Here is a 13018-nt window from a genome sequence, read left to right on the forward strand (position 1 = left end):
CATAATGGAGGAATTATTGATGCTTCTGCCTCCTGAGGGTGCGAAATAGCGTAGTGGAGATTGCAAATCATCTTGTTAATGTTTTGCTCCATCCATCACCCTGACGGGAATATCGTGCTTAGCGGATAGCCAATGTGACAATTCGGGTATACAAGGAGGAACGGGTTTACTTGGAAATCATATTTTTCTTTCAGCTGCCGGATGGCATATAATCTAAAGAACGAACGATTTCGAATCGACCCTATACAGATAAAACAGGAGTGGGATAAATGACACTGAAGGAGCTTAGAGAGCATCGCCAATATCCGGAGCAAACGAAGTCGGATGCTTCGCGCGCGGTTTACGAGCGGGATTATTCGCGCCTGATCCATTCACCGACGTTCCGCCGACTGCAAGGAAAATCACAGGTATTCGGTGCCGGCACCGGCGATTATTACCGGACGCGCTTAACGCATTCGCTTGAGGTTGCGCAGATTGCGCGTGAAGCGGCGCGAAGCCTGACCCGCAATTACCCTGAAGTGATGCCGGAACAGGCGGAGAACGCCGGGCTGATGATAGACCCCGAGGTGGTGGAATGCGCGGCGATCGCGCATGATTTTGGGCATCCTCCATTCGGTCACAAGGGCGAAGAGGTGCTTCAGGGCATTTTGGAGAAGCATATCGACCGGAGAACCGAGAAGGAGCTGACAAGTCAGCCGGGAACGCCGACGCCGGAGCAGGCAGCTGAGGTACAGCAGGCGATGCGGCGCAAGTATGAGCATTTTGAAGGGAATGCGCACAATTTTCGGCTGATCATGTTTTTGGAGAAAAGAGAGAACGTCAACGGACTCAATCTGTCCGATGCGGTGCTGCTTGGCATCAATAAATATCCGTTCTCCGGGTTGGATAATCACAAGGGGATGTACCGGCATGAATGGGAATACATTTCCCATATCCGGAAGGAGTGGCAAATTCCCGGCACGCATCGAACGCTCGAAGCGCAGCTGATGGATCTTTGCGATGACATCGCCTATTCCGCGCATGATCTGGAAGATGGCATCAAAGCAGGGAAGATCGAGGTGCATGAACACTTTTTGCGGGACAGTCACTTGAACAAACTGATCGTGCAGAAGATCATGACGCTGGAAGACGAGGTATGGATGGGATGGACCAAGGAGCAGATCCAACCGAAAGTGGATTTGGTGCTGGATGAGTTTCTGAAAATTTGGAACGAGAAAATGCCGACCTGCGAGAATGACTATTCCCGTACCCGGCGGGAGGTCAAGGCCTACTGGGTCAGCCTGTTTGTAGGCAGCTTGGGCGTAATTACGAACGGGGATTGGAAAAAGGTGACGTTTGTCAAAGACGGCGTGGAAGACGAGGACATGCTGCGTACGGTCAGTGTCCTGAAGAGTTTTGCCTGGGTGACCATGATTCGCGACCTGCGGGTGCAGCGCCTGCAGAAGCGCAGCGAATGGATCATCAAGCGCTTGTGGGATGCTTTTCTCGATCCAGTTGCCTCCACGGCGATCATTCCTTCCGACTGGCTTCAGCGTTATGAAGCGGACCAGAAGCGGGCGCAGCCGATCTGGACATGGGAGCATATGGTGATTGATTATATCGCGGGCATGACGGACGCTTTTGCCGAGAAAATCTACAACGAGCTGTATGGCCTCAAGGTAGGCTCGATCTACGATTTGGATTAGCAGCGGCGAGCAGGTGTGTGGTTGCGTTGATAATGGATCAGCTACCACCTGCTAATGAGCATGCATTTTATTCTATAGGAAGTTGAAATGCTGACGGAAAGGGGGATTGCATGAATAACCAATTGAAGCTGAGCGTGCTTGATCTGGTTCCGCGTTTTGGAGAGAGTACGTTCGAAGAAGCCTTGCAGCAAGCGGTGATATTGGCTCAGAATGCGGAAGCATGGGGCTACGGGCGCTACTGGGCGGCGGAGCACCATGATCTGGAGCATCTGTCCTGTGCGTCGCCCGAGATTTTGCTATCCCATATCGGCGCTAGGACCGCGCGCATCCGGCTCGGCTCCGGGGCCGTGCTGCTGCCCCACTACAGCCCGCTGAAGGTTGCGGAGAATTTCCGCATGCTTGCAGCGCTGTATCCCGGACGCATCGATCTCGGGATTGGGCGGGCGCCGGGAGGTTCGGCGCATACGAGCATGGCGCTCAGCGGAAATTTCCTGGGTCACGTGGCGGATTTGCCGCAGCGGATTCGGGCATTAACCGAACTGCTGGAGGATCGGTATCGCTACGAAGACGTGCCAGTGGCTGCGAAGCCGGTGCCCGCAACCCCGCCCGTAATGTGGATGCTCGGCACGAATACGAAAAGTGCGGGTTATGCGGCTGAATTCAGCACGGGCTATGTATTCGGCCAGTTTATGAGCGATACGGACGGAGCGGAAGTTCTCCAATCTTACAGGGAAGCTTATCGGCCAAGCGCTTTTCTGCAAGAACCGCGCACAATGGTGGCGGTAAGCGTGGTATGTGCGGCGACGGAGGAACAGGCGCAGAAGCTTGCCGCGGAGATACCCCGACCAGGGCAGGGCAGCGTACCGACGGGTCGTAAGGAAACGGCCGATCATGATCAAAGCACAGTTTTGGCTGCGATCGGACAAGCAGAAATTGGTGGGAGCGGCGGCGATACACATTCCAGTGGCAGAACAGCAGCCACGATCCATGACGGGGATCCTCAAGGGAATTCAGCGTCAGAATCCGGAGATCCGGCCCCGTCTGGTCCCGATTCGTCAGGCCCATCCCAGCGGCTAATCATCGGCACGCCTGCAAGTGTGCGAAACAGACTGCAGCATATGGCAGAGCAGTATCGGTGTGACGAGTTCCTGATCGTCACGCCGGTAAGTGATTATAATTCACGGCTGGAATCCTATCGGCTGTTAATGGAGCAGCAGTCAACTGCTGCACATATATAATAGAAGAGAGACGAAATAAATGATGCATTCAAACGATTATGACATTACTTTTGGTCCATCCTTCATAAGCGATAAGTCCCCTTATCTGTACACGTATACCTGTCATGAAACGGAGCGTGAGCTGTGCTTGATGGAGCTGACGGAGCTGTTCGGTCATGAGCCTGACGGTGAGGATTGGCTGGAAAGCGAGCAATGGGTTGATCCGGATCGGAGCCCGTTCTTATCAGCCTGTATCGACGTCAGGATGACCGGAGAATCCATCGAAGAAATGGCTGAGCAAGCAGACCGCATTCATCTTAACAACGCAAGCTTCAAAGTCGTCTGTCTCAAGGCGGGAGATCGGTTCAGTTATGAACAATCACGCGGATATGAGCGGGTGGTAGGCCGCCAAATTACAGGAATTGCACAGATGAAAGCCCCGGATGTCACGCTCGGTATGATATCAACAGGCGGCATCTGGAGATTGGGACTTCTTCATGAACCTGAACGCGCATGGCTGAAGCATAAACAGAAGCCGCAGAATTATTCCACAGGCCTAAGCTCACGCATCGCGAGGGCACTGGTCAACCTGGCAGTTCCTCGATTAAGTGAAGTGACGCTCCTGGATCCCTGCTGCGGTATGGGGAATGTATTAATTGAGGCGTTCTCGATGGGAATCGCGGCTGAGGGGCGTGACATCAATCCGCTTGCCATTCGGGGAGCGAGGGTGAATCTGAGGCACTACGGTTATGATGACAACAAAGTTGCCATTCAGGATATGAATACATTGCAAGGGCATTATGATGCCGCGATCCTGGACCTGCCGTATAATCTGTGTTCTGTTTTCCCGGAGGAAGAGAAGCTGCAGATGCTGCAAAGCTTACGCCGGTTGTCAGATCGAGCTGTCATCGTCAGCACAGAGCCATTATACGAGTTGCTGATGAGCACGGGCTGGAAGGTCCTGCGTCATTGCACGACCCGCAAGGGGAGTTTTGTGAGGGATATCTGGTTGTGCGAATAATGGGGCTTGCTACCTATTCCCCAGGGTCATAACGATATTTCACTAAATCGATGATGCCTTTGGAATTGACGGTAACGCCTTCGCCTTGGAGGTACAGCTCCTGCATGAGTCTGGATTCATCGTCCTTGATGGCGATTTCTCCTTTTGCGTTGACGACCCGATGCCACGGCAGCTTGTGAATGTGACTGAGGGTGTGAAGTATTCTGACGACTTGCCGTGCGCCCCTTGGGCTGCCGGCCAGTCTGGCCACCTGTCCATACGTCATGACATATCCTTCCGGAATGCTCCGGATCACTTCAATTACACGTTCCGTATACGGCTGCATCGATTCTCTCTCCCATTGCGTATAAATGTAGTTAAAAAATAAAAAGGGGCGTCCCGAAAGGTATGGAAACCTTGGGACGTTCCTTTTGTTGTATGGATCTTGAGGTGTTTGTTGCAAGATCCTCGGCTCCTTTGTGAGCGGGATTAAAGCTGTACTTAAGAACTTGTTACCTGGTCTTAGTACGACTTGCTATAGTCGATTACATTTCGCGACAGGGGCTTACCGCTTACATAGTTCTGCAAATTCTCCAGGAAAATATCCACGGCACGCTCGCCGTAGCGATCCGTATCGCCCGCCATATGCGGTGTCATGATGACATTGTCCATGGACCACAGCGGATGGTCTGACGGAAGCGGCTCTTCTTCGAACACATCCAGTCCCGCACCCGCCAATGACCCGGCTTGAAGTGCCTGAATCATGTCATTCGTTACCACGGTCTGGCCGCGGCCTACGTTAACGAAGAAGGCAGAGTCCTTCATCGCCGAGAATCTTGCCTCATTGAACAGTCCACGGGTATCATCGGTTAGCGGAAGGATGTTCACGATATAATCGCCTTCCGCCAGCGCTTCATCAAGCTGATCGACCTTATACATCGCTTCCACATAAGGATCGGATTTGCCGGAATGACGGACACCGACGGTACGCATCCCGAACGCCTGGGCCACGCGCGCTGTATGACTGCCGATCTGGCCGACGCCGACGATGACGATGGTTTTGCCTGCCAATTCCGTGAACGTGCCGGACGTATCCCATTTGCTGTTCGATTGCTGTCGAATTGCTAGATGAAGGTTGCGCGTGAAGGCCAGAATCATCGCGAAAATATGCTCCGTGATCGGTACGCTATGTACGCCGCTGGCATTGGTAAGCTGAATACCCTTTTCTTCGAGCTCTTTGAGCGGCATTTTATCGACACCGGCTGACCATGCTTGAATCCATTTCAGTTTACTGTCTGCAGACAATACATCCTCCTGTACGGAGCGTGACCAGCCGATCATGATTTCGGCATCCTGAACGATGCTTGGCGTAAGCTCTTTCGCTTTCGTAACCAGCAGCTCGTAGTCGGGGGCGATATCCTTGATTTTCTGCTGTTGTTCCGAGGTTAAGTCGTGTATGGCAACGATTTTCGGCATGGTGCTACCTCCTAAGGAATGTGATATAAACCAGAATAAAAGCGTTAAACTCTTTGGGAACATATTATCAGAAATCATCACTTTGCGCATGGACGAACTGTCCCGATTGGAAAATTTGTACATGAATTTTTGTCCGGTTTATGGTAAATTGAAGCTTCATCATATTTTTAGGCGAATTTGATGTACCCCTCATACTATTTTCAGGTATTATTGCTCAAACTATAAACGAACCAAGAAAACATGGTGCTTATAGTGGCCTAGCGGCTGCTTAGGATAAAAGAGATTGGAAGGAAGTGTCTTAGTTGAGCCATTCGGCTGAGGGAGCTATGGATCGTTTATTTGTTGCCGTACATCTGCCTTCGGAGGTGTCGTCCCGGATTCAGGAATGGACGGAAACATTGGGGGAGCAAGTAACTTTTAAAAAGTGGGTTCATCCGCAGGATTACCACATTACCTTACAGTTTCTAGGCGATACGCCGTCAAATCGCATAGAGGAGATTACAGCGGCGCTGCAGGAAGTCGCTAAGGAGCATAAGCCCTTCAAGCTTGGCCTTTATGATGCCGGCGTGTTCGGGGCAAGCGCCTCGCCAAGAATTTTATGGGCGGGAATCGGCGGGGATTTGAATGCTCTGTCTCAGCTTCAGCAAGCGGTGGTATCGAAGATGGAGGCTTTCGGATTTGTGCCGGAGGAGCGACCGTTTCGTCCGCATATTACGGTTGGCCGGAAGTTTCAAGGAAACCAACAGTTTTCATTGGATGTTATCGGAACAGGACCCAAGCCCATCCAGTGGGAAGTGCAGCAGCTCGTTCTTTTTCGAACAAATTTGCATGCAACTCCAATGTACGAAACAGTAGGTGTGGCGCGGCTTTCGACCATTTTCTGAAACTGAAAATAGAATGTTCATAAAATTACCATGTTTTCAACGCCTAAAAATGTGGTTACATAGTGTAGGAATGTGCCGACATCATAGGAGGAAAAATATGGTTATGAAAGTGCTACGGCAAAATCGCTGGGTTGCGCTGCTCATCGGAGCGCTCTTTGTGAGTTTGTCTCTTATAAGTTTACTTGCCTGATCTATCCGTAAAAGACGCGAGTACCAAACAGGATAGGGAACCTGTCAATATTTTGTCTTCAATTGTTTTCCAAGAGTGGAATAAGCCGGGGAGCAAGAGTCATGCTTTTTCAAAGGCAAAAGGCATAGGTTTGGCTGAAAACGGATATTGGAACTCGCAACAAGCATTGAAGGCTGCAGATGAGAAAAAGAAACCATCGAAATCTCAGGCTGCGGACGGGAAACCGGCAAAACAAAAGGGGACGCATGTCGTCAAATCTCAGACTGAAAGCTTATCACCCCCCACAACTTTATTCTTCACAAGAACAAATACGTTAACCCAGGATCAGAAAGCCAAAGCGACCTGGACCTATGATTTGTCAGCTGAAGAACTGCTTCTGCTCCAGAAGATTGTCATGGCAGAGGCGGAAGGCGAACCGTACGAAGGCAAAGTAGCCGTTGCTAACGTTGTCTTAAACCGGCTGCGGTCCGCTAATTTTCCCGATACGATTACCGATGTCATCTATCAAAAGCACCAATTTAGTCCTGTAGCGAACGGGCGTCTTAAACGTGTCAAGCCGAACAAAGAGACGATTAAATCCGTGAATGCGGCACTTCATGGCCAAAAAGAGGTAAAGGACGATACGTACTTCTTCCTGTCTTTGAAGCTTGCTCAGGACCTGACGGTACATCATTCAAGAACATTTGTTAAAAAAATAGGAAATCACTCTTTTTACAAGTAGTGCCCATAAGGGTAAACTAGGATGTAGGAGGTGTGTTTAAGCATGAATATTACGTATTACGGCCATTCTAGCATTTTGGTGGAAGAGGGCGGAGTTCGTGTGATCATCGACCCGCTGCTATCAGGGAATCCAGGCTCCGGCATTGAGCCCAAGGACGTAAAGGTGGATGCGGTTGTGCTGACGCATGGGCACTCCGACCATTTTGGCGACTGCATCGAGATTGCGAAGCAGAATGATTGCCCGATTATCGCGGTCTATGAACTCGCCGTGTATTGCGGCAGCCTGGGTGCCAAATCCCATGGAATGAATATCGGCGGAAGCGCGCAATTCGATGGCTTTAAGGTGAAGTTTACCCCGGCCTTTCATTCTTCATCCATTTCGGTAGGAGACACCTGGATCTATGCAGGGCAGCCTGGTGGCGTCATTCTGACGATAGGCGGGAAAACATTCTATCATGCGGGCGATACGAGTTTGTTTGGCGATATGCGGCTGATCGGAGAGATGAACCAAATTGATGCAGCTGCGCTGCCGATTGGGGATTTATTGACGATGGGCCCACAGGACGCCCTGTTGGCCGCACAGTGGATTCGTGCGAAGCATGTAATCCCAGTCCATTATGACACGTTCCCGGGCATTAAACAGGATGCTGGGGCCTTCTGCGACGAACTAGCCAAAACAGGCATTCAGGGACATCCATTGAAGGCTGGAGAAACGCTGGAAATATAGATGGATTTTTCATATAAAAAGCTTCCCTGTCTCGAAGACAGGGAAGCTTTTTTAGGGTAATAGTTCAAAAGCGGGAATTATAGAGCATGCTATAGATATTAGGGCTGGTCCGCCAACAGTTTGACGGCTTCCTCACGATGATCGGGCATGCGCCCTTCGGTCAGCAATTCCATCACCTGGCTGGCGCAGTGGTCGGGCTCCAGATGCGGTATGCGCCGCCGGCCGGCTCCATTACGTTTCTTACTCACCTGATCATAATGATCGGACAGCAGGTTCAGCCATTTGTCGATCACGGAAGGAGAGTCCAAAATTTCCGCATAGCCTTCGCTGACAAAGAAATGGGAATTCACTTCTTCTTGTCCCGGGATAGGCTCATAGAACAGCATGGGAATTCCCTTGGCGGCTCCCTCTGTACACGTCATCCCGCCTGGCTTGGTAATGAGCAAATCCGACACTTCCATGAGGTTATGTATATCTTCGCGGTACCCGAGAACATGAATGTTGGGATGCTGAAAGATCGGGTCCTCGCGCATGCTGGCAACCAGCTTCTCGTTCTGTCCCATACAGAAGACCAGCTGGATATCATCGGCCCTGCTGGCCAGCTTGCTGAGCAGCTCCTTGTTGAATACGAGACCCCAACCGCCCCCCATAATCAGTACGGTTGGCATGTTTTTTAATTGAAGCTCGGCCTGAAGCGCTTCTCGATTGCCTCTTTCCCAGAACTTGGGATGCACCGGAATGCCGGTCACATGAACGAATTCGGGCTGAATGTCTCGCCGCAGCAGCATTTGTTTCACATGAGGCGTTGATACGAGATATTCATCCACTTCCGGATTGACCCAGGTGCCATGGGCATCATAGTCGGTAATCAGCGTATAGAGCGGAACCTCGAGTCCCTGACGCTTCAGGCGGGAGACCACGGCGTTAGGGAAGGGGTGGGTACATATGATAAGATCCGGTTTCAGCTGCTCGATGACCTGCTGAGCCTGCGCGTAGAATATACGGTGCAGCGCGAGCCGCGTCAAACGGTTTAGCGATTTCTTATATTGCGAACGGTACAGCATGCCGACAAGGCGCGGACGGGTGCTGACGGTTTTTCGATAAGCGGATAAGATTAACGGCCCCACGGTTGGATTCAAAAAATTGCCAAGCTCAATGACGCGGCAGTGGATGCCGGGATTCATCCGTTGTATACCTTCAGCCAGCGCATACGCTGCTTGCGTATGACCTGTGCCGAAACCCTCGGAAAAGAGGAGCACTCTTGTATATCGCATGGTTTCACCTACTTCTTTCTCCCTCTATCTTACAAAACAGGAATCATTTTTTGAAGAGCGGCGCGAAAAAAAAGAGTATGCATCATAAGTATACGCGCAAAAGGGAAAAGCATTTCAATTATTTTACGGCTGGGAGTTCGAGCGTACCCTTACATTAGACGTCATGATAAAATTTGAACCCTGCATTCAGAATATTAAAAAATTTAACGAAAAGATATTGCAATGGCTCCGATTATCTGGTAAAGTGATTTTTGACCGAATGACCGAAAAAGTATTTTGGTCAGTTTTGAAATGAAGGCCAATCTAAAAAGATCAAGAAGGAGGGGTAAGCATGTCAGCTGTGGACCGTCGGAAGCAGGTGCTGGATGCTGCCTCCAAGTCGTTTGCTTTGTTCGGATATAAAGCGACGACGATGGAACAGGTGGCGAAGATTGCAAATGTAGGGAAAGGTACGATCTACACGTTTTTCACGAATAAGGATGAGCTGTTTGACGAGATTTTGCTGTCGGCCATTATGGAGATGAAGCGTATTGCCGAGCGGGAGATCCGGAAGGACAGAGATTTCTTCGACAATCTGTATCGGGTGCTGGATGCGCTGCTTGAATTCCGAGGCGAGCATGAGCTGTTCATTAAGCTATCGCAAGAGGTACGGGATATTGGCACGCCGAAGGCGCATGAAGGGTTGACGAAGGTGGAGAACGGGATCGTCGGATATCTCGAGGGAATTGTGGAGCAGGCCATATCGATCGGTGAGCTGAAGCCGCTGGATGCTCAAGTGGTATCCTTCGTGATGCTGAAACTGTACGTTGCCCTCACGACGGACTTCAATCAGCTTCACAAGCCGCTGAGCAAGGAACAGATCAAGGAATATATGATGGTGTTCTTGGCTGACGGATTGAAGGCTACTTCATAAGAAGGATACAGGAACCTCCTTCGTGATGAGGAAGGCGGACTCTCTAGGCTTGAGGGATCGTCTTCCTTGCCAGGGATCGTTTTTTTTTGGCCTGAACTGACTGATTGAGGATATTGGTCATTCTGTACTGGAATGTGATCTGCCATGCTGCAGATTCATGTCGGCTGGTTATCTAGAGAAAAAAAGGAGAGAGACTGGGATGAAGTCATTATCTGTATTTGCAAAAGATCTTGGCGCTGCCGTTCGGAATAAAAAAATATTGATTCCGATCATCGCGGTGCTGTTCATACCGGTCATGTACAGCGGTATGTTCCTCGGGGCCTTCTGGGACCCGTACGGGAAGATGGAGGATTTGCCCGTTGCGGTCGTCAATAACGACCAGGGCGCTGTTTTTGAAGGAAAGACGCTGCACGCCGGCGAGGATTTGGTTGCCGAGCTGAAGAAGGGAAAAGATTTTAATTGGCAATTCGTTAATCGGCAGGAAGCGGAGCAGGGCATGCAGGATAACAAGTACTACATGACCATCAGCATCCCCGAGAATTTCTCCCAGCAGGCGACAACTTTAATGGATGAACATCCGCAGCCTGCGCAGATCGTATTTGAGCCGAATGAAGGCTACAACTTCCTGGCGGCCCAGATCGGCGGATCTGCGGTGAAGCAGATTCAGTCCAAGGTGTCCGCGAAAGTGACGGAAGCCTATACGGAAACCCTGTTCGATCAAGTAGCCAAAGTATCCGATGGCTTGAGCGAAGCGGGAGACGGTGCAACCAAAATATCCGAAGGTGCCGTGAAGCTGGATGACGGCGCCGTGAAGCTGAAGGAAAATTTGGCTAAACTCGTCAGCGGCACACAGGAGCTTCAGAATGGAATCGCGCCTTTGACCAAAGGCGTGCAGGAGCTGAATAACGGTGCAGGCAAGTTGAACGCAGGAGCCGGTACCCTCGCTTCCGGCTTGGATCAGCTTAAAGCGGGTCACAGCAAGCTGCAAGCAGGAGCTGAGGAAGCAAGCAAGGGCGGTGCCAAGCTGCAAGCTGGGATTGAATCTGCCGCAGCCGGCAGTACCACTCTGAATGAAGGCCTGCAAGCCAACCAAGCAGGGGCTTCCCAGCTTGCGGCAGGCGCGAAAAGCGCTCATGAAGGCAGCAGCAGCCTGAAAGCCGGGCTTAATCAATCGCTGGAGGCTACGGCTTCCTTGGAGCAAGGCGCTAAGGCCGTTGCAGACGGATTGAAGAAGCTGGCTGAAAGCAATCCGGAGCTGGCGCAAAGTCCGGAGGTTCAGCAGCTGCTGGCTGCGAGCCAATCCGTTGCCACCGGCACAAGCGGGCTGAATGCCGGCCAGAAACAGCTCGCACAAGGCGCAGCCGAGCTGAATCAAGGCACGCTGCAGCTGCAGGAAGGCGCCGGCAAGCTGAGCGCGGGAGCGAGTCAGCTGGCTGAAGGCGGCAAACAGCTCGCAGCTGGCGGTCAAGAGCTGCTGGCTGGTGCCAAACAGCTGAGCGCCGGCCAAAGCCAATTGGCTGACGGCATGAAGCTGTTCGGCACGAAGCTGAGCGAAGCGGCAGCTGGCGGCAAACAGCTCGCAAGCGGAGCAGCCACCCTTTCGCAAGGGACGCAGCAGCTTGCAGGAGGAGCCGGCAAGCTCGGAATTGGCGTTACAACGCTTGCCGACGGCTCGAAAAAGCTGGATTCCGGAGCCGGTGAGCTGGTAAACGGGATGAATGAATTGAAGGAAGGCAGCGGAGAGCTTGCAGGCAAGCTGAACGAGGCTGCCGACAAGACAGGCGATATCAAAACAACCGACGAAACGGTCACCATGTTTGCCGGACCGGTACAGGTTGAAGAGCACAAGGTGAACGAAGTGCCGAACTACGGTACGGGATTCGCGCCCTACTTCCTGTCGCTCGGTTTGTTTGTCGGAGCCTTGCTCTGTACGATTATCCTGCCGATCCGCGAAGCATCGGTACCGAACGCATCGGGTTGGAACCGGTTTGTCAGCCGTACGCTTTCCTTTGCCGGTATGGGATTGATTCAAGCGCTGCTGGCATCGGTCGTTATGCTGTACGGATTGAAGCTTGAGGTGCAGAGCGTTCCACTCTTCTATCTCTTCTCCATCATCACGAGTTTATCGTTCATGTTCCTGGTGCAAATGTTTGTAACCTGGCTGGATCAGCCTGGACGCTTCGTCGTCATCGTTATCCTGATCCTCCAATTGACTACAAGCGCAGGCACGTTCCCGGTAGAGCTGATTCCGAACTGGATGAAGGCATTGAATCCGCTGCTGCCGATGACTTACAGCGTAAAAGGCTACAAGGACGTCATATCCACAGGAAGTTTCGACGGCATGTGGGCGAATGTGGGTGTACTGGCCGGATTCGGTCTCGTATTCCTGGCTCTGACCGCCGTGTACTTCCTGGCTACCCGAAACAACAAGAAAGCAGCAGACACCGATACAGCGTTGACTGCATAAGCAAGATATCTATTATATGAAGGAAGAGGATTTCCCCGAAGGTCGAGCAGATCTCGGGGAAGTCTTTTTTTTGATGCTCGGGTATAGTGTGGCCATGAAGAACTGACCTTGGAGCTGCATCATCTTAGATTGGATCATGGTGATGATGATCACTTGCCTCTCCCGTTGGAGAGAAGTTGAAGGGAAAAGACCAGCGGATGGTTTTGAAAATGAGATAAGGTGAACAAAAACGCCTGTTCGGAATGTTTTATTTGCATGTTTTTTTGCACTATTCTACATAAGTTTTAACTGTGTGTTGTGATAACTCTCATAAAAACAATTCTTATCAAATTCATAAAAACTTTGAATTGCCTGCACTGTATGACGGTGATAAAATATATAGAACTAATAAATCTTACGTGTCAGGTAAATGTTACCCCTTGCCGCTTTTGCACAATACTGCATCACCTCATGACAGTGTGTCCG

10 protein-coding genes and 1 pseudogene are annotated in these 13018 nt (G+C 51.2%); 8 read left to right on the top strand and 3 right to left on the bottom strand.

Going from position 1 to position 13018, the window contains the following annotated elements; all coding sequences use genetic code 11:
- Positions 1-269: 269 nt before the first annotated feature.
- The 3 genes from ACPV3A_RS07260 (at position 270) to ACPV3A_RS07270 (ending at position 3923) form a co-directional block, all read left to right on the top strand.
- Positions 270-1685 carry a deoxyguanosinetriphosphate triphosphohydrolase family protein gene (locus ACPV3A_RS07260; RefSeq protein WP_426198611.1) on the top strand — a complete coding sequence of 472 codons (1416 nt, stop codon included), beginning with the start codon at positions 270-272 and terminating at the stop codon, positions 1683-1685.
- A gap of 110 nt (positions 1686-1795) precedes the next feature.
- Positions 1796-2923: an MsnO8 family LLM class oxidoreductase gene (locus ACPV3A_RS07265; protein ID WP_426198613.1), complete on the top strand. Its 1128-nt coding sequence runs from the start codon at positions 1796-1798 to the stop codon at positions 2921-2923.
- A 19-nt stretch (positions 2924-2942) separates the two neighbouring features.
- Positions 2943-3923 carry a methyltransferase domain-containing protein gene (locus ACPV3A_RS07270; RefSeq protein WP_426198615.1) on the top strand — a complete coding sequence of 327 codons (981 nt, stop codon included), beginning with the start codon at positions 2943-2945 and terminating at the stop codon, positions 3921-3923.
- A gap of 13 nt (positions 3924-3936) precedes the next feature.
- Here the strand turns inward: ACPV3A_RS07270 and ACPV3A_RS07275 are convergent, their stop codons facing one another.
- Together ACPV3A_RS07275 and ACPV3A_RS07280 are read right to left on the bottom strand one after the other, a co-directional pair.
- On the bottom strand, positions 3937-4248 hold the full coding sequence (locus ACPV3A_RS07275) for an MGMT family protein (RefSeq protein WP_220683944.1): 312 nt from the start codon (positions 4246-4248) through the stop codon (positions 3937-3939).
- Positions 4249-4424: 176 nt separating this feature from the next.
- On the bottom strand, positions 4425-5378 hold the full coding sequence (locus ACPV3A_RS07280; protein WP_339219725.1) for a D-2-hydroxyacid dehydrogenase: 954 nt from the start codon (positions 5376-5378) through the stop codon (positions 4425-4427).
- A gap of 302 nt (positions 5379-5680) precedes the next feature.
- Here ACPV3A_RS07280 and thpR point away from each other — a divergent pair, with 302 nt between their 5' ends.
- The 3 genes and pseudogenes from thpR (at position 5681) to ACPV3A_RS07295 (ending at position 7899) form a co-directional block, all read left to right on the top strand.
- The gene (thpR, locus tag ACPV3A_RS07285) at positions 5681-6262 is read left to right on the top strand and encodes an RNA 2',3'-cyclic phosphodiesterase (RefSeq protein WP_194544473.1); all 582 of its coding nucleotides are present in this window, start codon (positions 5681-5683) and stop codon (positions 6260-6262) included.
- Positions 6263-6359: 97 nt separating this feature from the next.
- Positions 6360-7173: pseudogene (locus ACPV3A_RS07290) on the top strand (cell wall hydrolase).
- Positions 7174-7215: 42 nt separating this feature from the next.
- On the top strand, positions 7216-7899 hold the full coding sequence (locus ACPV3A_RS07295) for a metal-dependent hydrolase (RefSeq protein WP_426198618.1): 684 nt from the start codon (positions 7216-7218) through the stop codon (positions 7897-7899).
- Between the two features lie 98 nt (positions 7900-7997).
- On the opposite strand, the gene ACPV3A_RS07300 is transcribed toward ACPV3A_RS07295, so the two are convergent.
- Positions 7998-9173: an MGDG synthase family glycosyltransferase gene (locus tag ACPV3A_RS07300; protein WP_426198620.1), complete on the bottom strand. Its 1176-nt coding sequence runs from the start codon at positions 9171-9173 to the stop codon at positions 7998-8000.
- Positions 9174-9504: 331 nt separating this feature from the next.
- Here ACPV3A_RS07300 and ACPV3A_RS07305 point away from each other — a divergent pair, with 331 nt between their 5' ends.
- Complete coding sequence (locus ACPV3A_RS07305; protein WP_071222484.1) at positions 9505-10086, top strand: TetR/AcrR family transcriptional regulator; 582 nt, start codon at positions 9505-9507, stop codon at positions 10084-10086.
- Positions 10087-10285: 199 nt separating this feature from the next.
- Positions 10286-12553, top strand: a complete 2268-nt coding sequence (locus ACPV3A_RS07310) for a YhgE/Pip family protein (protein ID WP_426198622.1) — start codon at positions 10286-10288, stop codon at positions 12551-12553.
- The last annotated feature ends 465 nt before the right edge of the window (positions 12554-13018 follow it).

Origin of the sequence: Paenibacillus sp. Dod16, from assembly GCF_049893405.1 — a bacterium.
Taxonomy (GTDB): Bacteria; Bacillota; Bacilli; order Paenibacillales; family Paenibacillaceae; genus Paenibacillus_AQ.